The 24,600-nt window shown below is 62.3% G+C and carries 20 protein-coding genes and 2 pseudogenes; 4 read left to right on the top strand and 18 right to left on the bottom strand.

Annotation, left to right across the window (positions count from 1 at the left end; translation table 11 throughout):
* The first annotated feature begins 43 nt into the window (after positions 1 to 43).
* Complete coding sequence (locus AC1DUB_RS08745) at positions 44 to 244, top strand: hypothetical protein (protein ID WP_477729223.1); 201 nt, start codon at positions 44 to 46, stop codon at positions 242 to 244.
* A gap of 413 nt (positions 245 to 657) precedes the next feature.
* On the opposite strand, the gene AC1DUB_RS08740 is transcribed toward AC1DUB_RS08745, so the two are convergent.
* From AC1DUB_RS08740 to AC1DUB_RS08725, 4 genes and pseudogenes are all read right to left on the bottom strand, one after another.
* Positions 658 to 1,581, bottom strand: coding sequence for a DUF3616 domain-containing protein (locus AC1DUB_RS08740; protein WP_477729222.1), 924 nt, complete (start codon positions 1,579 to 1,581; stop codon positions 658 to 660).
* A gap of 214 nt (positions 1,582 to 1,795) precedes the next feature.
* Positions 1,796 to 2,956: pseudogene (locus AC1DUB_RS08735) on the bottom strand (IS30 family transposase).
* A gap of 238 nt (positions 2,957 to 3,194) precedes the next feature.
* Positions 3,195 to 3,935, bottom strand: coding sequence for a hypothetical protein (locus tag AC1DUB_RS08730; RefSeq protein ID WP_477729221.1), 741 nt, complete (start codon positions 3,933 to 3,935; stop codon positions 3,195 to 3,197).
* A gap of 204 nt (positions 3,936 to 4,139) precedes the next feature.
* A complete protein-coding gene (locus tag AC1DUB_RS08725) occupies positions 4,140 to 4,985 on the bottom strand; it encodes a YhjD/YihY/BrkB family envelope integrity protein (protein ID WP_477729220.1) in 846 nt (281 codons plus the stop codon).
* Between the two features lie 59 nt (positions 4,986 to 5,044).
* On the opposite strand from AC1DUB_RS08725, the gene AC1DUB_RS08720 reads away from it, so the two are divergent.
* Complete coding sequence (locus tag AC1DUB_RS08720; protein ID WP_477729219.1) at positions 5,045 to 5,185, top strand: hypothetical protein; 141 nt, start codon at positions 5,045 to 5,047, stop codon at positions 5,183 to 5,185.
* On the opposite strand, the pseudogene AC1DUB_RS08715 reads toward AC1DUB_RS08720, so the two are convergent.
* The 4 genes and pseudogenes from AC1DUB_RS08715 to AC1DUB_RS08700 form a co-directional block, all read right to left on the bottom strand.
* Positions 5,182 to 5,427, bottom strand: a pseudogene (locus tag AC1DUB_RS08715) (helix-turn-helix domain-containing protein); the annotation flags it as partial. The gene AC1DUB_RS08720 and the pseudogene AC1DUB_RS08715 sit on opposite strands and share 4 nt — an antisense overlap.
* 48 nt (positions 5,428 to 5,475) lie before the next feature.
* Positions 5,476 to 7,011 (bottom strand): amidase, encoded by a 1,536-nt coding sequence (locus AC1DUB_RS08710; RefSeq protein ID WP_477729218.1) that lies wholly within the window; start codon positions 7,009 to 7,011, stop codon positions 5,476 to 5,478.
* Positions 7,012 to 7,014: 3 nt separating this feature from the next.
* Complete coding sequence (locus AC1DUB_RS08705; RefSeq protein WP_477729217.1) at positions 7,015 to 8,010, bottom strand: Bug family tripartite tricarboxylate transporter substrate binding protein; 996 nt, start codon at positions 8,008 to 8,010, stop codon at positions 7,015 to 7,017.
* A gap of 251 nt (positions 8,011 to 8,261) precedes the next feature.
* Positions 8,262 to 9,290, bottom strand: coding sequence for a 1-aminocyclopropane-1-carboxylate deaminase (locus AC1DUB_RS08700; RefSeq protein WP_477729216.1), 1,029 nt, complete (start codon positions 9,288 to 9,290; stop codon positions 8,262 to 8,264).
* 228 nt (positions 9,291 to 9,518) lie between these two features.
* On the opposite strand from AC1DUB_RS08700, the gene AC1DUB_RS08695 reads away from it, so the two are divergent.
* Positions 9,519 to 9,983, top strand: coding sequence for an Lrp/AsnC family transcriptional regulator (locus AC1DUB_RS08695; RefSeq protein ID WP_011484717.1), 465 nt, complete (start codon positions 9,519 to 9,521; stop codon positions 9,981 to 9,983).
* Positions 9,984 to 10,734: 751 nt separating this feature from the next.
* On the opposite strand, the gene AC1DUB_RS08690 is transcribed toward AC1DUB_RS08695, so the two are convergent.
* Positions 10,735 to 11,205, bottom strand: a complete 471-nt coding sequence (locus AC1DUB_RS08690; RefSeq protein WP_477729215.1) for an Lrp/AsnC family transcriptional regulator — start codon at positions 11,203 to 11,205, stop codon at positions 10,735 to 10,737.
* Positions 11,206 to 11,310: 105 nt separating this feature from the next.
* On the opposite strand from AC1DUB_RS08690, the gene mdeB reads away from it, so the two are divergent.
* Positions 11,311 to 14,001, top strand: a complete 2,691-nt coding sequence (gene mdeB / locus AC1DUB_RS08685) for an alpha-ketoglutarate dehydrogenase (protein WP_477729214.1) — start codon at positions 11,311 to 11,313, stop codon at positions 13,999 to 14,001.
* Between the two features lie 287 nt (positions 14,002 to 14,288).
* Here mdeB and AC1DUB_RS08680 read toward each other — a convergent pair whose 3' ends face one another.
* The 9 genes from AC1DUB_RS08680 to AC1DUB_RS08640 form a co-directional block, all read right to left on the bottom strand.
* Positions 14,289 to 15,473, bottom strand: coding sequence for a lipid-transfer protein (locus AC1DUB_RS08680; protein WP_477729213.1), 1,185 nt, complete (start codon positions 15,471 to 15,473; stop codon positions 14,289 to 14,291).
* A 135-nt stretch (positions 15,474 to 15,608) separates the two neighbouring features.
* On the bottom strand, positions 15,609 to 16,397 hold the full coding sequence (locus AC1DUB_RS08675) for an enoyl-CoA hydratase/isomerase family protein (RefSeq protein ID WP_477729212.1): 789 nt from the start codon (positions 16,395 to 16,397) through the stop codon (positions 15,609 to 15,611).
* 212 nt (positions 16,398 to 16,609) lie between these two features.
* The gene (locus AC1DUB_RS08670; protein WP_477729211.1) at positions 16,610 to 17,365 is read right to left on the bottom strand and encodes a TetR-type transcription factor C-terminal domain-containing protein; all 756 of its coding nucleotides are present in this window, start codon (positions 17,363 to 17,365) and stop codon (positions 16,610 to 16,612) included.
* Between the two features lie 241 nt (positions 17,366 to 17,606).
* Complete coding sequence (locus AC1DUB_RS08665) at positions 17,607 to 19,412, bottom strand: AMP-dependent synthetase/ligase (RefSeq protein ID WP_477729210.1); 1,806 nt, start codon at positions 19,410 to 19,412, stop codon at positions 17,607 to 17,609.
* A gap of 32 nt (positions 19,413 to 19,444) precedes the next feature.
* A complete protein-coding gene (locus AC1DUB_RS08660) occupies positions 19,445 to 20,254 on the bottom strand; it encodes an ABC transporter ATP-binding protein (protein ID WP_477729209.1) in 810 nt (269 codons plus the stop codon).
* Between the two features lie 112 nt (positions 20,255 to 20,366).
* The gene (locus tag AC1DUB_RS08655) at positions 20,367 to 21,563 is read right to left on the bottom strand and encodes an ABC transporter substrate-binding protein (RefSeq protein ID WP_477729208.1); all 1,197 of its coding nucleotides are present in this window, start codon (positions 21,561 to 21,563) and stop codon (positions 20,367 to 20,369) included.
* 23 nt (positions 21,564 to 21,586) lie between these two features.
* Positions 21,587 to 22,636: a branched-chain amino acid ABC transporter permease gene (locus AC1DUB_RS08650; RefSeq protein ID WP_477729207.1), complete on the bottom strand. Its 1,050-nt coding sequence runs from the start codon at positions 22,634 to 22,636 to the stop codon at positions 21,587 to 21,589.
* Positions 22,636 to 23,520, bottom strand: a complete 885-nt coding sequence (locus AC1DUB_RS08645; protein ID WP_477729206.1) for a branched-chain amino acid ABC transporter permease — start codon at positions 23,518 to 23,520, stop codon at positions 22,636 to 22,638. The genes AC1DUB_RS08650 and AC1DUB_RS08645 overlap by 1 nt, the downstream gene beginning before the upstream one ends.
* 58 nt (positions 23,521 to 23,578) lie before the next feature.
* On the bottom strand, positions 23,579 to 24,436 hold the full coding sequence (locus tag AC1DUB_RS08640; protein ID WP_477729205.1) for an ABC transporter ATP-binding protein: 858 nt from the start codon (positions 24,434 to 24,436) through the stop codon (positions 23,579 to 23,581).
* Positions 24,437 to 24,600: the final 164 nt, after the last annotated feature.

The following is a 24,600-nucleotide window of genomic DNA, read 5'->3' as shown; positions in this document are numbered from 1 at the left end:
CAAGGCCTTGCCGCTCGGCGCCGCAGGCTGTACCAGTGCCACCGTGAACATGAACCCGGCGGGCATCCGCGCTGTCTATAAGAAGAACTGGAGTACCGCGACGGGCGAAGAGCTTCAGGCCAAGGCCGACGTTGTTCGACAAATCTTCGAGGCGACCGCCCATGAGCCCCGCCATGAAGCGGGTCGTCGCCGGGCCTTCAAACTATCCGGTGGGGCGCGATTCGCCCGCCGCTGTGGGCATTGAACGACAGCGCCGCAACGGATTTTTTCAAAGCCCCCGGCAAGGCAGGATTTGACATGCCCGCCTATCCGAAGGCCTGACAGACCGTTGATTTCCCGCCTCTTGCCCCGATTTGGGATGCGCCCTGGCATGTGAACCGCAGGGCGCTGGACATTGCCGTTGTCAGTCAAGGTAAACATCCATGACGATTACAGGACGCTCAATCCCGTTTTTAAGTGTGATGCGAGATTTCGCCATTCCGCCTTCGTCAGCGATTTGGGCTCAGGAATATCACCTCGGTCAATGTCTCCATGCGCGCACATGCGGGACTGGTGTTTCAATCAAAAATTCAGTGTTATAGCCCAATAAACACGGTTGCGATCAGCTGCTATTTTTATAGCATATGCTTGTCTGGATACGGTAACCCCAGTACCAGATCAAGGCGCGATCTGCAGTTGCCCAGGGTCGAGCAGCACAAAGCGGGCGAAGCGCCCTACTTTGCGGCTGCCGTCATCGCTGACGATGACGATGCGCGGCACGCCATCGATGACGGCCGGGCTCACCCCTTCCGCGCGCTCGAAACCCTGCAAGCCTGGAGCCGTGACGCGGCGCGCCGGCGCGGTGGGCTGCCCGCTCCAGAACCAGAGCTCAAATTCATCGTTCTCGCGCGAGGCGGGGCCGCTGATGACCAGGTAGCCATTGAGCGAAGCCATATAGGACATGCCGCGAATCCCGTGCCCGCCCAGGTCCAGCGCCTGCAGCGTGCCTGACACCTGCGGTGCTGCGTCAGCTTCAAAAATCGCGGAAGGATTTTCAACGCTGGCGACGATGGCATGACTGCCCTGCAAGGGACTGCGAAACCCAATCAGCAGGCGCTGCTGGTCTGGCGTGATCTCCAGCGCCTCGATGTTGAGCCCAGCGCCCGCCTTGACGTTCTTGACTTGCGCAGCGGCTGCCAAGAGGGGATGCGCCTCGACCAGCGCGCGCTTCAGCCCGCCAGTCACTACGGGCTCGACTATCCGGTCTTTTTCGATTCGGAAACGGGCCAGTTTTTCACGCCCCTTCTGTTCATCGCCGTCGTCATCGCGTGAATGCGATGTCACGGCGTAAAGGTAGCCCTGACTGTCAAGCGCCAGCCCCTCCAGATCGTCCAGCTTCCAGATCGGGTCACCGCCATGAAACCAGCCAGGGGCCAGCGACTTGCTGCTGACATCTCCGTCGGCGTTGATGGTGACCAAACTGAAGGAATGTCCCTTTTCGTCCTCAACCACCAGAAAACGCCCGTCCGGGAGCTGCTGGATGGCAGAGGGCTCATAGAGACCGCTCAGGGGCAGGAACGCGGGAGTGGGGTTCGGCGTCATGACAGTCATTGTGACTTACGGCGAGTGTTTGGGGTATGGAGCAATACAGTCGAAGCATTTGCCCCAGGCCCTCCATGCTGGCTGATTGGCGCAGAAGTGGAAAGAGTGAAGAGATGTTGTGGTGTCGCGAAGGACTTGATCTAAGCCAAACCGGCCAGTCAATGCTTCTTGCTTGAGTTCCCGCAATGCAGGGTGGATTCAACCGGTCTTGGATTCAACCGGTCGATGCAACAAGTTGGCTGAATCGTTCAGCGGGCGTTTCGTAGTTTAGAGTTTTCCTTGGGCGTTCGTTCAGTTTTCTCGCAATTGCATTTAACTGTGCCTGTGAGTAATTCGAGATATCGATTCCCTTGGGGAAATACTGCCGCAATAGTCCATTCGTATTTTCATTGCTCCCACGCTGCCAAGGACTCTGGGGATCACAGAAGTAAACGCTGATGTCGGTGGCCAATGTGAAACGCTTGTGGTCAGCCATTTCTTTGCCCCGATCCCAAGTCAACGACTTGTAGAGTTCCTGGGGCAACTTGCGAGCGTTTTTGATAAGTGCATTGATGACCGTCTGGGTATCTTTACTTGCAACCTTCACCAGCATCACGTAACGCGTCTGCCGCTCAACCAGTGTCGCAATCTGGGTGTTAAGGTTACCAAACAGCAAGTCGCCTTCCCAGTGGCCTGGTACGGCCCGATCCTCCACCGAGGCTGGACGCTCGCTGATGGACACGGCGTTGATGATCTTGCCGTGGTTGTCTGTCTTCTGGGTGTGGTGGCGCGAACGGCGCATGGCCCTGGTGCGTCTCAAATGTTGCAGTAGTTCCTTCTTCAATGCGCCTCAGGCTTGAATGAACAGACTGCGGTAGATGGTTTCGTGTGACACGTGGTAGTCCTCGTCGCACGGGTAAGTATGCTTGAGCCATCCTGCAATTTGCTGGGGAGCCCACTGACGTTGGAGCTTGCCTGCCACGACGCGCGCCAAGATTCGGTTCTGAGCCAGCTTGCAGCGTTTGGGACGATGTGCTCTATCCCATGCAGCCTGGTCGGCCTGGGTCGCACGGTAGCTGCCTTGGCCACCGTTGCGCTTGATCTCACGGCTGACGGTTGACGGAGCTCGCCCAAGTTGGGAAGCAATTGACCGGATCGACTGTCCCGCCACCAATGCGCGTGATATCTCTTCCCGTTCGGCCAAGCTCAAAGCAAATTGGGAACGACAGCGTTGTGCCGGGCGTATGCCACCAGTCTCAGCCAGGATGCGACTGACAGATGAGTGGTTTCGATCAAAGAACTGGGCAATCTGTTGAAGGGATTCGCCCTTCTTCCAGCGTTCCCACATCAGAGCCTTCTGGCTCTCTGAATAGTAAATCCTTGTTCTGTACTTCATCTGCAACACTCCTACTGCTCACGCAGTATTTAATGTGTTGCATCGATCGGTTGAATCCAAGGTCGAAAGCAGACATTCGAAGGTCATGCGGCCGTGGTCCGTAAGCGGTGGCTTAAGAACGAGATTTCGGTTCATTGGTGGCGGCCACGCTCTCATGGCTGGTGGAGACTAGCGCTTCGTACCGTACTGAAGGGGACCCGACCACCATCGCAAGCCGCACGACGGTGAGAAACTATAGCTAGTCAGCCCGGCACCACCGACCAGAATCTTCGCACACACTTGCCAGCGCGCCGTTCAGCCAGAGTTGCTGTTCATCAAGTTGCAACGAGGATGAAGGATCGATGTCGAAGGCGATCCGAAGTGCGTGCCCGACATTGGCATTTTCGATGGGAAGCTCCCAGGTCAGGAATACTTGGGTGCAATCCTGGTCGGGGGGGAAGTCGGCCACATTAAAGCTGGCGCTGCGTCGCCTAATTACGGCGTGAGGCTGGCCAGTATCGAAAATCACAACAGTGCCCCGGATCAGGGGGATTCGGTGACCTGTAGAGGAAAAATGCAAGTCCGTACCCCTGTCCTCGCTCAGGAAAAGATTGCAAAAGGCCGCACCGCCATATTGCGAGGCGTCATGGTGGTACTTCGCGCCGCGGCAGGCCATCAGGGCTACGTCACAGGAGGCAAGCGCCTCATGCAGACCGAGCTTGCGCGTCCAGTCGGACACAGCCTGGACGCAACGGCTGTAGTCTGGCCAGCGGGCACGCGCTCGCGCCAAAGGCAAGGCCTCGACGTCTCCGGGCTTTAGGATCGAGCGCAACGATGCCTCTCTTTTCCAATCTGCCGTCAGCCTTGCAGGGGCCGCAGGCATATCGACTGAGCCGGATAGCACGACATCGCTCACGCTTCGACTGCGGATGGCATCGCCACTCCAGAAATAGGAAGCCAGGAGATCTTGCACACGATACGGTTGAGGCGGGGTGCTCATCTGGGCTAGTGTAGTAAAGCGCTACGCACAAAGCTTGAAAAGGGTGCTGCCGTGGAACTGGTCGAAGCGGTCGACTCTTCGCAGGGGTCATTTTTGGCTCGTCACGCGGCGGCTTTGTGCCCGAAGCAGACATCGGCAAAGTTGGCTGCAGCCGGCGACTTGCAGCCCTCAGAATGCAAACTGGCTATCGGTTGGTAGGGCCGGCTACGCACGTGACAGCCGTCGCGCCGGCTGCGTCCCGGCACGCGGCAGGCTAGCGCTGACCAGCGCCGCGGCCAGCGTGACAAGCCACGAGTAGTACACCCACACCAGGAAAGCCAGCAGTGGCGCGAAGGCTCCGTAGATCGTGCGATACGTGGGCACGTTGGCGAGGTAAATCGCGAAGCCGTGCTTGCCCAGCTCGAACGCGATGCTGGCGAGCAGGCCGCCCGCGATCGCATCGCGCCACCGCACGACGGTGTGCGGCACGAAGCGGAACAGGCAGGCGAAGCCGGCGGCGCTCAGAACCACGGGCCCCAGGTTCAGGGCATGTGGCAGCCAGGCGGGTCGCGTCCCCACCAGCCCGCTGGAGGCAGTCAGCAGATAGGATGCGGCCCACAAGCTCGAGCCGATGATCACCGGACCGGTGAGCAGCATGGAAATGTACAAAGCCAGCCGGCGCAGCACCGGGCGCGGTTTCTTCACATGCCATATCCGGTTGAGAGTGTTCTCCACGCTCAGGAGCAGCGTCAGGGCCGACACCAGCAGGACCGCGAAGCCCACCTGCGTGAGACCGCTGGCGTTACTCGCGAACTGCGCCAGGTGCTTCAGCACCGTCTTGGCGATGTCGGCCGGTAGCAGGCCGCGCAGCAGGTGCTCGCGAATCGCTTCCCCGGCCGCACGCAGGGCCGGGGTCCGCGCGAACAGGGCGAAGCTCACCGCCAGCAGCGGCACCATGGACACCACCATCGTGAACGTGAGGCCGCCCGCCGCTTGGGCGAGGCGTTCTTCCCGGCCGCGCCGGAGGATGAGGCGGATCAGGCTGCCCTGGTTTCGGCTTGTATTTGTCATGGAAGCAATATATCCACGCCCCCCCAGTTTGGGCCCGGTGTCCCAGGAAACGTGGAAGCTTGCACGCGCAAACGCGGCATGCGCACGACAAAGTCCAGCCGGCCATGAGGAACGCTTACAACGGCCGGCCCCGTGTCCTCGTCGAGCAGCACGAGCTTGACACCAGCAGTGCCGAGCTCGATACCGAGATACATGGTTAGTGTTTCAGCCCGAAGCGGGCGTCGACCTGGCGGCGGAACTCACTGGGCGTCATGCCCCTGATTTTGAGAAAGCGGCGGTTGATGTTGTTGAAGCCAACCTCATAGTATATGTGCGTGATGAAGCGGTCGGACTACATCAGCAACTCGCAGGCGCGGTTGATGCGCATCTGGTTGACGAAATCGGTGAAGGTATTGCCGGTAGCACGCCGGAAGAAGCGCGAGAAGCGGCCATTGGCTCCTCCCGACGACCGGTGTCTCGGAAGTCAGCTGGCCCATTCCTTGTCTCCCCTTCAGGCCGCCGACGTCGGGGCCGCTGCACTGCCAGCGCCACCACCGAGAACGGGAGGCGCCGTAACGATCGAGGTCAGGGCGGGCTCGACGGAACGCAAGCGATCGAGCGCGGGACGCGGCCGCCGCAGCTCGTCAGACCCGGCAAAGGCCTGCTCCAGGGCCGCGGCGACGCCAAGCACGTGATGGTCCGCGCGGAAGCGGCCGATCAGCTGCAGCCCGAACGGCATGCCGGCGTGGTCGAGTCCACACGGCAAGCTGAGGGCCGGCAAGGTGGTCAGTGTGACCACGTAGGTCAGCGCCAGCCAGCGGTAGTAATTGCTTTGTGCTTGGCCATCGACCGTGTCGGCATACAGCGTGGTCCAGGGGAAAGGCGATACCGGCGTGGTCGGCGCGAGGATCAGGTCGCAGCCGGCCATTGCAGCATGGAAGCGCGCGAGGATGCGCGTTTGTTCTGCCTGCGCCCAGGCACTGTCGAGCAGGCTCATCGCGGCACCGATTTCGAAGTTGGCCCGCGTGTTGGGGCCGAGACTTGCCGGATCGCGTTCGTAGGCATCGCGCGTGCCGGCGACGAAAGCCTCGGCGCGCAGCACATCGAAACAGCGGTGCACATCGCCCAGCTCGAACTTCACCTCGTCGCAACTGCGGAACAGATGCTTCATCGAGGCGATCTTGCGGCGAAAGAACCCGCGGATCGAGGCATCGACGTCGCAGGCGCCGAAGTCCTCGGTCCAGCCCACACGCAAGGCCCCGAGGTCCACCGCCGGCGGATCCAGGAAACCGGCCGGGTCCACCGGGTAGCTGAGCGGGTCGCCCACTGATGGGCCAGCCGATGCCGCCAATTGCAGGCAGGCGTCGGCGACGCTGCGCCCCATCGGCCCGACCACCGAGATCGGCGTCCAGCCGAGCAGCTTGCGCGAACTCGGCACCACGCCCGGCGAGGGCCGAAAGCCCACCACACCGCACAGGGCCGCCGGAATGCGCAGCGACCCCCCGGTGTCGGAGCCCGTGCACACCGGAAGCATGTCGCAGGCCAGCGCCGCGGCCGAACCACCCGATGAGCCGCCAGCGTTGAGTCTCGGGTCGAAGGGGTTGCCGGTGGCGCCCCAAACCGCGTTGCGTGTGTTCGCGCCGGCGCCCAGCTCGGGCACGTTGGTCTTTCCGACCACGATCGCGCCGGCCGCGCGCAGGCGCGCCACGAGCACGTTGTCGGCCGTGGGCACATGGTCGCGGTACAGCGGCGAGCCCAGCGTGGTGAGCAGGCCCTCCGTCGCCTCCAGGTCTTTCACGCCCATCGGCAGGCCGTGCAGCAGGCCCAGCGGGCGGCCTTCGAGCACGGCGCGTTCGGCGGCCCTGGCTTCGCTGCGTGCGCGCTCGAAGCAGGTGGCCGTGACGGCATTGACGAAGGGGTTGACCGCCTCGATGCGCGCAATGCAGGCTTCGAGCAGCTCGACCGGCGAAATCTGCCTGGCCTCGATCAGCCGCCTCAGTTCGACGGCGGACAGGACGACCAGGCTGTCATCGGTTGCGCTATTCATTCCTCATTCCGCCCGGATGTTCGCGCGCAGCGCCACGGCGCGCATGCGCGGCAGCTCGTCTTCGATCCGCGCCGCCACGGCGGCAGCGGGCTCGTATGCGGGCTGCAGCCCGTTGGCGATGAGCTTGTCGCGGATCTCCGCATCGGCCATGGTGTCGGCCAGTGCCTTTTGCAGCCTGGCCTTCGCATCGGCTGGCAGGCCGCGCGGCGCGACGACCGCCAGCCAGGAGTCGGCGGAAAAACCCGGGAAGCCGCTTTCCGCCACCGTCGGCACGTCGGGTAGCTGCGTGGCGCGCGTGGCACCCGTGACGGCGATGGCCTTGACGTTGCCCGCCTTCAGATGCGGCAGCGACGCGGCCACGGTGTCAACCGTGAAAGGGATCTGGCCGCCGATCAGGTCGCTCATGGCCGGCGCGCTGCCCTTGTAGGGGACGTGCAGCAGCTTGATGCCGATGGCGCTCCACATCAGCTCACCCGCGAAGTGGCCCGTCGTGCCGCTGCCAAAGGAGCCATAGACGTACTTGTCCGGCGTGCCGCGCACGGCGGCTGTCAGCTGCTTGAGATTGTTGACCGGCACGTCGCGGTTGGCAATCAGGATCAGAGGGACGCGCGCGGCAAGGCCGATGGGCTCGAAGCTCTTGACCGGGTCATAGGGCAGCCTGGGGTTGAGCGCCGGGTTCACGGTGAAGGTGGAACCCGAGCTGATCAGCAACGTGTAGCCATCGGCCGGTGCCTTGGCGACAAAGGCGGCGCCGATGACGGTGCCGGCACCGGCCTTGTTCTCGATCACCACAGGCTGGCCCAGGTGCTCACCCAGCTTTTTGCCGACAAGCCGGCCGACGATGTCGGTCGCCCCGCCAGGTGGAAAGGGAATGACCAGCTGGATCGGCTTTGACGGATAGCCTTGTGCGCGGGCGCCACTCCATGGCACCAGCCCGGCCAGGACCGCCGCGAAGATGGCAAGGCTTGTAGCCAGGTTTGCGGGTTTCAGTTTCATCATGTTGTCCACCGTTTCAATGGCGGCCCGAGGGCCGCGGTTGGCATGCGCGAAGGCCTCGCCGCAACAGCGAATCCTCGCTCCAGGATGAGCACGTCTCCTCAACGGCTTGGCAGCAGCGACGTGGGCTCAACACCCGCTGCCCGGAGACCATGCGGGCGCACGGCTCTCCGAGGCTCTCTCAATAATCAGATCGCGGATCGCAGATCGGTGTGGTTCCCCTGCTGAGTCACTTCCTCGCACCTGGGCAGCGCTCAGCCGTTGCGGAACAGAAAGCTGTAGGCATTGAGCGCAGGCACACCACCCAGGTGGGCATACAGCACCCGGGACCCCTCGGGGAATTCACCGCGGCGCACCATATCGATCATGCCGTGCATGGACTTGCCCTCGTAGACCGGGTCGGTCAACATGCCCTCCTGCCGGGCGCACAGGCGAATCGCTTCCAGCGTGCCTTCGTTCGGCAGGCCGTACTCGGGCCCGCCATAACGGGTGTCGAGCACCACGTCTTTCGCGGTGATGTCACGATTCAGTTCGACCAGCCCGGCGGTGTTCTGCGCGATGCGCAGGATTTGCGCCTTGGTCTGCGCGGGCTTGGCAGAGGCGTCGATGCCGATCACCCGGTCGGCACGGCCGTCGGCGGCAAAACCCACCACCATGCCGGCCTGCGTGCTGCCGGTGACCGAGCAGACCACGATGTAGTCGAACTTGAAGCCGAGTTCAGCTTCCTGCGCCCGCACTTCTTCGGCAAAGCCGACAAAGCCCAGGCCGCCATAAGGATGCTCGGAGCAGCCGGCCGGAATGGGGAAGGGCTTGCCGCCGGCTTTGCGCACGTCGTCCATGGCCTGCTCCCAGCTCGGACGGATGCCGATGTCAAAACCGGCCGCATCCAGTCGCACGTCGGCGCCCAGGATGCGCGACATCTCAATGTTGCCGACGCGGTCGTACACGGCGTCGGAATAGTTCACCCAGTTTTCCTGCACCAGCACGCACTTCATGCCCAGGTGCGCGGCCACGGCCGCCACCTGGCGCGTCTGGTTGGACTGGATGCCGCCGATGGAGACCAGCGTGTCGCAGCCCTGCGCCAGCGCTTCGGGAATCAGGTACTCCAGCTTGCGGGTTTTGTTGCCGCCAAAGGCCAGGCCGCTATTGCAGTCCTCGCGTTTGGCGTAAAGCTCGACCTTGCCGCCCAGGTGGGCGCTCAGGCGCTTGAGCGGCTGGATGGGCGTGGGGCCGAAGGTCAGCGAATGTCTGGGAAACTTTTTGAGGTTGAGCGTGAGTTCCATGGTCGTGGCTCCGGTGAAAGCCCCCATTGCGTGGACTGTGATGGCCGCAAATGGAGGGCATGGTTGGCTGAAATATCTTGCGCAGTCGTGATTAAATCGTAGCCAAGAGCACCAGAAATTAATTGCAAATTCCAAGAATTGCACATTCTTTTAAAATCTATTTTTCCACTCACTAGGAAATTAATTTCGATTTTTATAAAATTAACGCAATATTTAGCCAATACACCCATGGAAATCACCCTCGACCGGATTGACCGCAAATTGCTGAAGCTGTTGCAGCAGGACGCGTCCCTGCCCAACATAGACCTGGCCGAAAAAACCAACCTCAGCCCGCCCGCGTGCTCGCGCCGCATTGCCAAGCTCAAGGAGCTCGGGTTGATCCGAAAAACCGTGGCGCTGGTGAACCCGCGTGCGCTGGGCTACAACGGCCTGGTCATCATTGGCGTGGTGCTGGACCGCTCGACCACCGACTCCTTTGCCGCCTTTGAGAAAGCTGTTGCCGGCCTGACGGGCTGCCTGGAAGTGCAACTGGTGACCGGCGAGTTTGATTACTTCGTCAAGCTGCGCATCCAGAGCATCGACTCTTTCAACGAACTGCATGCGGCGCAGTTGATAGGTCTGCCGGGGGTGAGGCAGATTCGCACGTTTGTGTGTTTGAAAGAGGTGTTCGAGACTACGGCGATTCCTGTTTAGTTTCGAGATTGGGCTGCGACGGCTGACGGCTATTGAGCTGATGGCGACTGTTGGTGTTGGCGCTGAGGGTCTTCTTGAGGCTTGCTGGCCGGGGGTAGCCCGGCGGCTACTCACTTTTCTTTTGCTTCGCCAAAATAAAAGTAAGCAAAAGTTCACGCAGTGGGGATTCGCTCATTTCGCAAGGCGAAGTGACGCGAATACCAAAAGGCGACCCTGCTGTCTGCGTCCCTTCGCTGCGCTACGGGCAGCCTGCGGTGCTCGGGCCAGGCGGGGTCTCGCTCAACTCGCCTGCGGCTCAGACAATCGCGATCCCTGATCCGCCTGGCCCTGTGCTCCTCGGCGCAGACAGAAGGGGGGTGGAGAAAGAAATACCGACAGCCAAATACCGAATACCTAAATCCACAAGGACACGCCAAGGCGTGTCCTTGTTTGTATTCGTTTTCTTTGTTTTGGTATTTTTCTTTGGGTATTCGGTATTGCTATCCGCTCCCCACCCGTGTGGCTGGGCCGAGCAGCGCAGATGGAGGCGGGATCAGGGCCGCAGTTGTTTGAGCCGAAGGCGAGTTCTGCGGACCCCCGCCGGAGTCGAGCAGCACAGGTTGCCCGTAGCGCAGCGCAGGGACCCAGACTTCGGGTCGCCTTTCTTTTCCTTAGGTTTCTTTGGCGAAGCAAAGAAAAGTAAGTCGCCCGCCGGGGCGAGTCCCGGCCAGCCACCCTAAACAAAACCAACAACCGCAAAATCCACAACAAACTACACCGTCCGCGGCAAAGGCAATGCCGTCTTGTAGCGCACCTGTTTGAGCGCAAAACTGGAGCGGATTTTTTCGATGCCGGGAATCGGCGTGAGCTGCTCCAAAATGAATTTCTCCAGCGCCCCGATGTCGGCGACCGCCACGCGGATCAGGTAGTCGCTGTCGCCGGTCATCAAATAGCACTCCATCACTTCGTCATGCTCGGCAATGCGCCGCTCAAACTCGCCCAGCGCCTCCTTGTTTTGCGAACGCAGACTGATGGAGATGAACACACTCAGCCCCAGGCCCAGCGCCTGCGCATTGGCAATGGCCACGTAGCGGTCAATGACCCGGGCGGCTTCCAGTGCCTTGACACGGGCCAGACACGGCGACGGACTTAAATGCACGCGCCGGGCCAGCTCTACATTGGACAGAGAGCCATCGCGCTGAAGCTCGTCAAGAATCTTCAAATCAAGGTTATCAAGCTGCATAGTCTGTAAATTTAATCAATTGCAGAATTTTATGCCGCAAGTTACGCATTTATCCCGATATTTAGGCAACACCTTTTGCGGGAAGATGCGTACAGTGGATTTGCCATGAACGATTCCACACCCCACCATCTCCTGATGCAAACCACCGACGCTTTCACGCCAGACCCTGACCCGCAGGAAACCGCGGAGTGGCGCGAGGCGTTTGAAGCCCTGGCAGCCACGCAGGGCCCGGCCCGCGCGCGGCACATGCTGGACGAGCTGAGCCGCGTTGCCCGCAACCGCCGCATCGGTTGGCAGCCCGAGCTGTCCACGCCCTACATGAACACCGTCGGCGTGAACGAGCAGCCGGTCTTTCCCGGCGATCTGGCGCTGGAGGAGCGGCTGGCCTCACTGATGCGCTGGAACGCGCTGGCCATGGTGGTGCGCGCCAACCAGGCCGAGCTGGGCGGCTCCAGCGAACTGGGTGGCCACATTGCCAGCTATGCCAGCGCCGCCGACCTGTTTGAAACCGGCTTCAACCACTTCTTTCATGCGCGCGAGGGCCTGGGTGAAGGCCAGCACCGCGGCGACCTGGTCTTCTTCCAGCCGCACAGCGCGCCCGGTGTGTATGCGCGCGCCTACCTCGAGGGCCGGCTGACTGAAAAGGACTTGAGCTTTTACCGCCAGGAACTCACCGCGCCCGGTCAGGGTGCGCAAGGCCTGTCCAGCTACCCCCACCCCTACCTGATGCCCGGGTTCTGGCAGTTCCCGACCGGCTCCATGGGCATAGGCCCGATCAGCTCGATCTACCACGCGCGCTTCATGCGCTATCTCACGCACCGGCGGCTGCTCGACTGCAGCGGCCGCAAGGTCTGGGGCGTGTTCGGCGACGGCGAGATGGACGAGCCCGAGTCCATGAGCGCCCTCACCCTGGCGGCGCGCGAAGGGCTGGACAACCTGGTCTGGGTCGTCAACTGCAACCTGCAGCGGCTCGACGGCCCGGTGCGCGGCAACGGCCGCATCATCGACGAGCTGGAAAAGCTCTTTGCCGGCGCCGGCTGGAACGTCATCAAGCTGGTCTGGGGCAGCGACTGGGACGGCCTGTTTGCGCGCGACCTGACCGGCGCGCTGACGCAGGCCTTTGCCCACACGGTCGATGGCCAGATGCAGACCTTTGCCGCCAAGGACGGCCGCTTTAACCGCGACAACTTCTTCGGACAAAACGAGGAACTGGCGCGACTGGCCCAGGGCATGACCGACGAGCAGATCGACCGCCTCAAGCGCGGCGGCCACGACCTGGTGAAAATCCATGCGGCCTATGCTGCGGCGGCCAACCACAAAGGCCAGCCCACGGTGATCCTGGCGCACACCAAAAAAGGCTATGGCATGGGCAGCGCCGGCCAGGGCAAGATGACCACGCATTCGCAAAAGAAATTTGACGAGACCGATCTTCTGGAGTTTCGCAACCGCTTCAATTTGCCCTTGACCGACGAGCAGGCCAAACACATCGCGTTTTACAAGCCCGCCGATGACAGCCCCGAGATGCGCTACATGCACGCGCAGCGTGCGGCCCTGGGTGGCTACCTGCCCAAACGCGACACCACGGCCGAGGTGATTCCGGTACCGGCCTTGCCAAGTTACGCCCAGTTTGCCCTGGGTGCTGCAGCCAAGGAGATGAGCACCACCATGGCCTTTGTGCGCATGCTGGGCAGCCTGCTGAAGGACCCGGCCCTGGGCCCGAAGATCGTGCCCATCGTGGCGGACGAAGCGCGTACCTTCGGCATGGCCAACCTGTTCAAGCAGGTGGGCATTTACTCCAGTGTGGGCCAGCGCTACGCACCCGAAGACATCGGCTCGGTGCTGAGCTACCGCGAAGCGCTCGACGGGCAGATTCTGGAAGAAGGCATCAGCGAAGCCGGCGCCATGGCCAGCTGGACGGCCGCGGCCACCAGCTACAGCGTCCATGGCCTGGCCATGCTGCCGTTTTATATCTATTACTCGATGTTCGGCTTCCAGCGCGTCGGCGACCAAATCTGGGCGGCGGCCGACCAACGGGCGCGCGGCTTCCTGCTGGGCGCCACTTCAGGCCGCACCACGCTGGGTGGTGAGGGGTTGCAGCACCAGGACGGCTCCAGTCACCTGATCGCCGCCACCATTCCCAACTGCAAGGCCTATGACCCGGCCTTTGCCTGCGAGCTGGCCGTCATCATCGACCAGGGCATGCGCGAAATGATGGTGGAACAAAAAGACGTGTTCTATTACGTCACGATGATGAACGAGAACTACGCCCAGCCCGACCTGCGGCCAGGCTCGGAGGCGGACATCATCCGCGGATGCTATCAATTCAATAGCTATCAAGGTCCGGCAAGCGAAGGAAAATCAGCCAGGAAGCCACAACAGGTGACGCTGATGGGTTCAGGGGCCATCCTGACCGAGGTGATCAAGGCGGCGCAACAACTGGCAGACCAGGGCATTCATGCCACCGTTTACAGCGTGACCAGCTGGAGCGAGCTGGCACGCGATGGTGCGGCTTGCCAGCAGCGGATGCTCAACGGCGACACCACGCCCAAAGACGCGCAGAGTGAAGCATTCATTACCCGGCAACTGCACGCCAGCCAGGGGCCCATCATTGCCGCCACCGACTACGTGCGCGCCGTGCCCGAGAGCATTCGCGCTTTCCTGCCCGAAGGCCGCGCCTACCTGACACTGGGCACCGACGGCTTCGGTCGCAGCGACACGCGGGCCGCCTTGCGCGAATTTTTTGGCGTCAATGCGCAAAGCATCGTCAATGCGGCGCGGCATCTGCTGAAGGCTTGAACCCGTACCCAGCGTGAGGGGTTCGGCAAGGCGGCGCTGGCCGCCCGCCGGGTTCAATTGACCTCAACCCAGCATTCACGGCCGGCATTGGCGCCCGTTTGAAGTCATGCAATGTGGACGTGGCGCTAGTGCAGTGTTGCATGCTCGATGGAACAAATAAAAGCGATGGATTTTGGGTCAGGGCAAGGCGCAAACCACAGCGATACCCGCGGGTATCGCGCGGATTTGCAACGCCGCCATGGCACAAAAGACGCGGTTTTATGTTTCAGATAGCGTGCAACACTGCACTAAACCCGTTCGTAGAGCGTGACGACACAGGCGCCGCCAAGTCCGAGGTTGTGCTGCAGCGCCAGGCGGACGCCGGCGACCTGCCGTTTGTCGGCATTGCCGCGCAGCTGCTGGACCAGTTCGGTGCACTGGGCCAGGCCCGTCGCGCCGAGCGGATGCCCCTTGGAGAGCAAACCACCGGAGGGGTTGGTGACAAAGCGTCCGCCATAGGTGTTGTCGCCATCCAGCACAAACTTCTCCGCACCGCCATCGGCGCACAGGTCCAGCGCCTCATACGTCAGCAGTTCGTTGTGGGCAAAGCAGTCATGCAACTCAACCACCTGGATGTCCTGCGGGCCGACACCCGCCTGCGCATAGACCTGGCGCGCCGCATCCCGCGTCATGTCCACGCCGACCAGCTGGCGCATGTCGTGCGCATCAAACGTGGAAGAGCGGTCAGTGGTCATGGCCTGGGCCCTGATACGCACCGACCGGTCCAGGCCATGGCGCTGCGCGAACGCGTCACTGCACACGACAGCCGCGGCGCCGCCACAGGTGGGCGGGCAGGCCATCAGGCGGGTCATCACACCCGGCCACATCACCGGCGCATTGAGCACATCCTCTTCGGTCAGGACCTGCCTGAACAGCGCGAGCGGGTTGTTGGCCGCGTGACGGCTGGCCTTGGCGCGAATTTTGGCGAAGGTGCTCAGCTTCGTGCCGTATTGCTGCATGTGCGCCAGGCCGGCACCGCCAAAATAACGCAGCGCCAGCGGCACGCCCTCGACCTGCAGCAGCGCATCAGCCTCTGCCTCGAAGCGGTCAAAAGGCGTGGGCCGGTCGTCGTACACCGAGCCCAGGGCGCCGGGCTTCATCTGCTCGAAACCGACCGCCAGCGCGCAATCCACGCTGCCCGAGGCCACCGCCTGGCGTGCCAGAAAGAGCGCGGTCGAGCCGGTCGAGCAATTGTTGTTGACGTTGAACACCGGCACGCCCGACATGCCGACCGCATACGCCGCGCGCTGCCCGGAACACGAGTCGCCGTAGACATAACCAGCGTACACCTGCTGCACCTGGTCGTAGTCGAGGTGGGCGTCCTGCAGTGCGGCGCGAATGGCCTGCGCGCCCATCACGTCATAGGAGGGGCTTGCGCCCGGCTTGGCGAAGGGAATCATGCCGACCCCCGCTACAAAAACATCGCGTGTCATTTATTTCTCCTTGAAATTGCCTGGCAGCAATTCAGTGGTTCGGGTCTTCATCAGTTTGCCTTCAACGGTTGAAAAATGCAGGTTGGCTACCTGCTACCTCCTGCTGCCTGCTGCCGGTAGCGGAGTCCCTTTGACTCAAGTCCCTTTGAAAACGGCCGGCCGCTTGGCAAAGAAGGCCTCGAGCCCTTCCTGGAAGTCGCCGGTCTGCGTGCTGGCCTTGAAATTTTCGCGCTCGGCATCGAGCTGCGTCGCCAAGCCGGTCTCGAAGGACTGGCGCATCAGCCGTTTCATGCGGCCATAGGCCAGCGTGGGCCCCACTGCCAGCCGCCGGGCCAAGGCCAGGGTTTCTTCCTGCAGCCTGTCGGCCGGCACCACGCGGTTGACCAGGCCCAGATGGAGCGCTTCGGCCGCGTCAAAGGTGTCGGACAGCAGCGCAATCTGCATGGCGCGGCGCAGCCCCACCAGTCGCGGCAGGCTCCAGGAGCCCGACACATCACAACTGGTGGCGACGTTCGCATAGGCGAGGTTAAAACGCGTCCCCTCGGCGGCAATCACCAGGTCGCAGGCCATGGAAAGGCTCAGCGAGCCACCCGCCACCACGCCGTGCAGGCTGGCAATCACCGGCGCGTTGAGCCCGGCCAGCAGCAGGACCGCCTCGTGCAGAGGACCAATCAGGGCCTGCGCCGTGGCGGCAGAGTCGTGCCGCAGGGCGGCCAGGTCGCCGCCCACGCCAAAGGTACGGCCTTCGCCGCGGATGACGACCACCCGTACCTGCGAGTCGTCTGCCAGCGACTGGCAGGCCGCCAGAAAGGCACTCGCCGTCGGCCCGTCAAGCGCATTCATGGCCGAGGGGCGGTTAAAGGTCAGCGTCGCCATGCCACCTTCGCGTGTCAGGATCACCGGGTTTGAATTTGAAGAACTCATCGGGTACTTTCTGTTGAACTGCTCGCGCGAAAAAGCTTCTCGGGATTCGGGTGTTGCGTTCACCCAGTGCGCCGCCGGGCGCAGCACGTCTTGCGCAAATTCACGAACCTCGGCCCGGATCCAGCGCGTCTCATCGGGCAACCATACGGCGTGAACAGGGTTTCGGCTCTGCGGGCTGGATGGGTCATGACGGTTTCCCGGGTGCGTTCAGATCACCTGGAATCACCGGGCTTTGCACGGGCTGGCGCGCGTCGGGCTGCGGTGGCAGGTGCTGGCTCAAGGGATGCGGGCAATGCCGGAGCCTGTTCTGCGGGGCGCTTGCGCAAAAGGGGTTTGGGTTGGGCTTTGCCGCTGCACAAGCCATTGGTCAGCAAAGCGATGCATTGCCGCGCGATGTCATCGGGGCGCAAGGTCCCGTCGGGCCGATACCAGCGCCCGATCCAGCTCAAGGCACCTGCCAGTGTGAAGGCGGCGATCTTGGGATCACATGGGGCGATGGAGCCTTCCTCGATGCCAAGCCGGATCAGTTCACGGAATTCTTTGTCGATGGCGGCCTTCATACGCCTCAGCTTGCGTCGGCTTTCCGGTGGCAGAGGGTCTTCGCCCACGCGAATCAGGCACATGCCAAAGTCCATGGTGACGATCTCGGTGTATTTGTGCATGGCGGCCACCAGCTTGTCCATCGCGCTGCCGCCGGAGGCACCCACCTCCGTGATGGCGTCCTGCAGCATCGTCAGGCCAATGCGCACGCATTCGTAGAGGATTTCGTCCTTGCTCTTGACGTAGTAGTACAGCGTCGGCTTGGTGACATTCAGCCGCTCGGCGACCTCGTCCAGCGTGCTGGCCTGGTAACCCTTTTCGTTGAACACTTGCGCCGCCATATGCAGCACCGCTTCGCGCTTGTCTGTGCGAACCTTCTCGCGTTCGGTGGTGGGGGCCCAGGGTGAGACGAGCTTTCGAGCAGTCAAGATACTTCAATTCCTGTGAAATGGATGGGTTGCAGTGGTAGTGGTGTGGTTGAGTTTGCGCGGAAGTCCATCGTAAGGCTAGTACTTCGACACAGAGGTATCGGAACACAATGAAAGCGATGGATTCGGGCCCAGGCCTAGGCGCAAACCGCAGACATAGCCGTAGCTATGGCGAGGATTTGCAACGACGGCATGGGTTCGAAGGCGCGCTTTCATGTTTCGATATTTCTGGGTCGGAGTACTAACGGTACAGCGCCTCGATCTCGGCCGCGTAGCTTTTGTAGATGCTGGCCCGGCGCACCTTCATGGTCGCCGTCACTTCGCCGTCGTCGTGGTCCAGTTCCCTGGTCAACAAATGAAACCTCCGGATGCGTGACACCTCGGCCAGCCGGGCGTTGCCTTTGTCCACTTCCGACTGGACCAGCTCGCGCACCTCCGCGGCTTCCACCAGCGAACGGAAGTGCGTGAAGGTCACGTTGCGCGCCTCCGCCCACTGGGCCACCGCGGCGTAGTCGATCTGGATCAGCGCTGCGACGAACCTGCGCGCGTCGGCCACGATCACGCATTCCTTGATGAAGGGGCTGGCCTTCATCGTATTCTCGATCTCCGACGGTGTCAGGTTCTTGCCACCGGCCGTGATCATGATGTCCTTGAGCCGGTCCACGATGCGCAGCACGCCGCCCGTCTCCTCCACCACATCACCGGTGTGCAGCCAGCCGTCCACAATACTGGACGCGGTGGCTTCCGGATTCTTGTAGTAGCCCTTGAACACGACACCGCCGCGAATCTGCAGTTCGCCCTGGCTGGAGAGCCGGTGCTCGACACCCAGCGTGGGGACTCCGACCGTGCCAAAAACCACCTGGTCCGTCCGCTGGCCCAGCACCATGCCGCTGGATTCCGTCATGCCATAAATCTCGACCAGCGGCACGCCCAGCGTGCGAAAAAACTGCACGATGGCCGGCGAGATCGGTGCCGCACCGGTCAGCGCGATGCGGGCCCGGCGCAGGCCGATGAAATTCTGCAGCGCCCGGAAGATCAGGCCGTAGTAAAAAGCAAAGCACAGTGTCTCGCGCAAGGAGCGCTGGTGCGCCGCCTTGTGCGCAAAGGGCGCACAGGCGCGCAGGCCCGACTCGAACAGGCGCTGGCGCAGCCCGCCCGACTCATGCATCTTGATGGAGATGGCCGAGTGCAGCTTTTCCCAGATGCGGGGCACGCCCAGAAACATGGTGGGCGCCACCTCGCGCAGGTCTTCCTGCACCGTGCGTATCGACTCGCCAAAATCCACGCGCGAGCCAAGGTACAGCGGCACAAAGGCCGTGAGCATCTGCTCGGCCACGTGGCACAGCGGCAAATACGACAGGTGCGAGGTCCGGGGCGTCAGGCCCAGCCGTTCAATCACGCCAGGCGCCATGGCGGCGATATTGCCGTAACTGATCATCGCGCCCTTGGGCTTGCCAGTGGACCCCGAGGTGTAGATGACGAGTGCGGTGTCTTCCAGCCGCTGGCGCACCAATACCGCGTCTATGCACGCCGCCTCTTGCGAGGCCGCACCCAGCGCTTCGAGCTCTTCAAAGCCCATGACCAGCTCCGGTGCATGCACCCGCGTATCGGCCAGCCCTTTTCGTTCCATCACGACAATTTTTTTCAGCCGGGGCAATTGCCCGCGCGCTTCAAGCACCTTGTCAGACTGCTCCTGGTCCTCGCAAATCACCACTTCGGCATCGGCATGGGCCAGTACGTAGGCGATTTCATTGGTGGGGCTCGTCGGGTAGACGCCGACGGTGACGCCGCCGACCAGGCCGGCGCCCAGCTGGGTCAGCACCCATTCGACCCGGTTCTCGGACAGCACACCCACATGGCCGCCGTCCGAAAGACCGGCGGCGCGCAAACCCAGGCCCACATGGCGGGCGCGCTGGAAGTACTGGCCCCAGGTCAGCGGCTTCCAGATGCCGTGCTCCTTCTGGCGGATCGCGACCCGGGCGCTGCGGTGCTGCGCCTGCTCGCGCAGCATTTGCGGCAGTGTCAGCGTGTAGCTCATCTCGTTCATGGCGTTGCTCGGTTGCTTGCGGCTTCGGGGGTTTAAGAGAGCCAGCGCTTGCGGCGCTTGTAGTGCTTGAGATCCTTGAAGCTCCGGGCCCCGCCTTCGCTGCCGATGCCGAGGTAGAACTCCCGCACATCGGGGTCGGCCGCCAGTTTCTCTGCGGTGTTGTCAATCACCACCTTGCCGGTTTCCATGATGTAGCCGTAGTGCGCCACCGCCAGCGCAATGGAAGCGTTCTGCTCTACCAACAGCATGGACACGCCGCGCTCGGCATTGATGCGGGCAATGATCTCGAAGATGGTTTCCACCAGCACCGGCGACAGGCCCAGTGAAGGCTCATCCAGCAGCATCAGCTTGGGCTCGGCAATCAACGCCCTGCCGATGGCCAGCATCTGCTGCTCGCCGCCGGACAGGTAGCCGGCCAGGCCGCGCCGCCGCTCATGCAGGCGCGGAAAATACTCGTACACCCGGTCGAAGTCGGCCTTGCCGGCACGCCGGCCTGTCAGGGCATAAGTGGCCGCCACCAGGTTTTCCTCGATGGTGAGGTCTTCGAACACATGCCGGCCTTCCATCACGTGGAAGACACCGGCACGAACCAGCGCATGCGGCGCCAGGCCGCGCGTGTCCTGCCCGTCAAAGCGGACATCGCCACGCGTCATTTCCCCGTCCTGCAAGGCCAGCAGATTGGAAATGGCCTTGAGCGTGGTCGACTTGCCCGCACCATTGCTGCCGAGCAAGGCCACGATCTGGCCTCGTGGAATGGCCAGCGACAGGCCACGCAACACCTGGATCGCCTTGTTGTAGACAACCTCGATGTTGCTGACCTCCAGAATCATTTCAGGTGCCATGGCTCGTCCTGTCTGCTGCCTTCGCGCGGCCGCCACGGAACCGGCTTTGCCGGGCCGCCAGCGGCGCCCCCTTGAGAGGGAGGTGGCCGCAGGCCGCGTCGGGGGTGTTCCATCATTGCTGCAGGCTGATCCACTCGGAGGCCGGCACCATCTTCTGCTGCTTGAAGTCAGCACGGTAGATGCGGCCCACGGGAATGGAGTTGCCCTTGATCGACAGCGGCACACCCATGATGCCGCCGGTGTCGAAGTTGCGTATGGAGCTGAGCGCGGTTTTCATGTTTTTCCCGGTCAGCTCGTTACCCGCCTCCAGCGTGCGCCGGACCGCCTCCGTCAGCAGCATGGCGCTCAGGAATCCCTGCATGTATCCGGTGCTCTGGTACTCCGGGCGCATCTTGCGGATGCGCTCCAGCATGGGCGATTTGCCTTCGGCATCGTAGTAATAGCGGTACGGCATCACGCCAAGAAAGCCATCCACGTTGGCGCCCATGCGCATGACGGTCGTGTTGTCCATGCTCCAGAAGGTGCCCAGGAAGGCCGTCTTGAGGTTCAGGGCCTTGGCCTGGTTGATGAATTCGGGAATCGGCGCCGAGACGTAGCCATGAAAGATGGTGTAGTCCGGATCGGCGCGGCGCAGCTTGACGACCTCGGCCGACACGTCCACGCTGCCCGGCGGTGTGACGATTTCCGTCGCCAGGTTCAGGCCCAGTTTTTTGGCTTCGGCACGCGCCGCGTCGACCGGGTCGCGGCCGAACTCGGTATCGGAATACACCAGCGCAATTTTGGCGCCGGGTTTGGTCTTGGCGATGTACTGCAGCAGGATGCCAACCATCTCGCTGTAATTGGGGCCGACCATGAATTGCAGCGGGTACTTTTGCGCATCACTGATTTCCTTGGCAAACGAGGCGCCCGTCGTCAGGATGTTCTGGTTGCGCTCCAGTTCGGGGTTGACCGTTTTCACGAAGCCGGTGGAGTCGGCGTAATACAGGCTGACCTTGTTCTGGCTGGTGATTTTCTTGAAGGCCGCCATCGATTGGTCAACCTTGTAGCCGGTGTCCTCCGGCACGTAGCGCACCTTGCGGCCCTTGATGCCTCCGCTCTCGTTGAGGATGCTCAGGTAGTCCTTGATCCCCTGGTCAATCGCGATGCCCGCGAAGGCGAACACGCCGGTCAACGGGATCGAACCGCCCAAAACGATGTCTTCTTTTGACTCGGCTTTTGCCGGTGCCTTTTGCGCGAAGACAGCGGGCGCGGCTGTCAGGGCGGCAGCGGCCAGCGTCGCCAGGCAAAGGGTTCTGCGGAAGCTTTTCATGGTTGTCTCCTGGTTGAAAGTTTTCAGGTACGGAAGGGCCACAGGTGAAACAGCCGGCGTATGCGTCGCCACACCTCCGCCAGGCCATGCGGCTCGAAGATCAGGAACAGCACAATCATCGAACCGAACACGATGGTGCGGATGGGCGACAGGATGAGCGCCACATTGCCGCCAAAAACCGACACGGGAAGCCAGCCCACCATCAGCTTGAGCAGCTCCGGCACCAGCGTCATGAACACCGCTCCCAGAATGGAGCCCAGAATGCTGCCCATGCCGCCCACAATGACGGCAGCCAGGAAAAAAATCGACATCAGCAGCGGAAAACTCTCCGGCGTCACCGCGCGGAAAAAGTAGGCAAACAGCCCCCCGGCCACGCCGGCGTAAAACGAGGAGATCGCAAACGACAGCAGTTTGTAGTGCAGCAGCGAAATACCCAGCACCTCGGCCGAGATGTCGCGGTCGCGGATGGCAATGAAGGCGCGGCCGATGCGGGTGCGGAACAGGTTGACCGCGCCCAGCAGCATCAGCACGGTGACCGGCACGATCACCCAGTACAACTTGAAGGAGTCGTCCAGTTCGATGCCAAATAAGCGCGCAGGGGGTACCGTCAACCCGCTGCCGCCGCCGGTCAGGCTGCTGAAATGCGAAAACATGAAATGCGCAATGACGCCGGCGGCAATCGTGGCAATCGCCAGGTACAAACCCTTCACGCGCAGCGACGGCAGGCCCACCAGCACGCCGGCCAGCATGGCCACCGCGCCACCCGCCAGCAGATTGACGACAAAGGGCGAGCCCAGGCGAGTCTGCAGGATCGCCACCGTGTAGGCGCCCAGCCCCATGAAAGCGGCCTGCCCCAGGCTCACCAGGCCGGTGTAGCCCGTCAGGAGATTGAGACCGGTGGTGCTGGCAATGTTGATCGCCACCAGGCAGGCGAGGTAGAGCCAGTATTCGCTGGCCATGAAGGGAAAGGCACACAGCGCCACGGCCAGCAGGCCTATCCAGACACGCTGGGTGGTGCTGTCGAACAGCGCGGTATCAGCCGCGTAGCTTTCCTTGGCAGAACCAATACGCATCAGAGTCTCTCAATCTCGTGGGTGCCGAACAGTCCGTAGGGGCGCAGCATCAGAATCAGCACCAGCAGGCTGAAGGTGGCGAGGATCTTGTATTCGCCGCCAATGTAGAAACCGGTCAGCGCCTCGATGAGCCCGACCAGCAGGCCTCCCACCAGGGCGCCGAGCACACTGTCAAGCCCGCCGAAGATCACCACCACCAGCACCGAGAGGCCAAACACACCCATGGTGGACGAGATGCCGCCAATCGAGCCGACCACGATGCCGGCCACGCCCGCAATCATGGCCGCCGCGACCCAAGCCAGGGAAAACACGCGCGGCACGTTGATGCCCACGGAGTACGCCGCCGCCTGATCCGAGGCGGTGGCACGCAGCGCCACGCCACCGCGCCAGAAACGGAACACCAGCAGCACCACCACGATCAACAGCACGGCAATCCAGAAGCCGTAAAAGATCTTGGGCGATACAAAGGCCTCACCGATCTCGATGGGCCTGGATGGCAAAAACTCCGGCAGGCGCTGCTGGTCGGCGGTCCAGATCAGTTCGACCAGCCCCACCAGAATCGACGACAGGCCGACCGTGACCATGAAGGAGGAAATCGGCGACTCCCCCAGCATCGGCCGGATCATGGTGCGCTCGACCAGCGCGCCAAACGCACCCGACACCAGCAGCGCCCCGGGAATCGCCAGCCAGATCGGCAAACCCATGCCCGCCGAGAACGCAAAGAAAACATAGGCGCTGATCATCAGCATCTCGCCGATGGCGATGTTCACCACGCGGGTGGCCTTGTAGATCATCACGAAGGCCAGCCCGGTTAACGCGTACAGGCCGCCGGTACCGAGGCCGGCGAGGCTGATTTCAAACAGCAGCCACCAGTCGATGGTCATTGGGTAACCTCCGCGCTACGCGCTGCGGTGCTATTCGCCTTGGGAGCGGCCCGGCGGCTCATTGGGTAACCTCCGCGCTGGCCCGCCTGCCCGCCTGTGCCGCCTGCTGGAAGCGGGTGCGCAGCGCTTCGATGTTGCCGGAGCCCAGGTAAGCCTTGATGACCTCCGGATTGGCCTGCACCTGGGCGGGCGTGCCATTGGCAATCACCTGGCCGAAGTTCAGCACCACCACATGGTCCGACAGGTCCATCACCATGCCCATGTCATGCTCCACCATCAGCACCGTCACGCCCCACTCGCGCCGCACTTCCAGGATGAAGCGCGCCATGTCTTCGGTTTCCTCGCGGTTCATGCCGGCCACCGGCTCGTCGAGCAGCAGCAGCCTGGGCTTCATGGCCAGCGCGCGCGCAAGCTCAACGCGCTTTTGCAGGCCGTAAGACAGGGCCGATACCGGGGCGTTGCGGATGTGGTCGATCTCGAGAAAATCAATAATCCGCTCCTCGATTTCACACCGGAGCATCTCCTCCTCACGGCGTGCGGCGGGTGTATAGAACAGCGCCTGCAGCGGCCCCGTCTTGAGATGGCAGTGGCGGCCGAGCTTGATGTTGTCCAGCACCGTCATGCCGCGGAACAGGGCAATGTTCTGGAAGCTGCGCGCCAGGCCCAAGGCGGCGCGTTTTGGCGGCGCCATTCCTTCCAGTGACTGCCCGTCGAAGCGGATGCTGCCGGCAGCCGGACGGTAAAAACCTGAAATCGTGTTGAAGACGGAGGTCTTGCCGGCACCGTTCGGCCCTATCACCGAGGTGATGGAGTCCGCCTCGACGGTGAATCCGACGCCCTGCAAAGCCTTGACGCCCCCGAATGTCAACGTGAGATCAACAACCTCCAGCAAAGGCGGAACTGCGGCAACTTTCACCCGGTCTCCTGGCTGCAACGGCAGCGTGCTTCAGCAGCGTTAAAAAAACCTACTATTAAGTAACATGAAGAATAGTAAGTAGCTTTGCACGCCAGTACAAGCGGGTTTGAACAGTGTTTACCCTGAAGCAAGGGGCCACATGGCGAGATGGGTCGGCAAATTTG

This window comes from Polaromonas sp. P4_F9, assembly GCF_056401235.1.
This window is presented reverse-complemented; position numbering and strand designations above follow the sequence as displayed.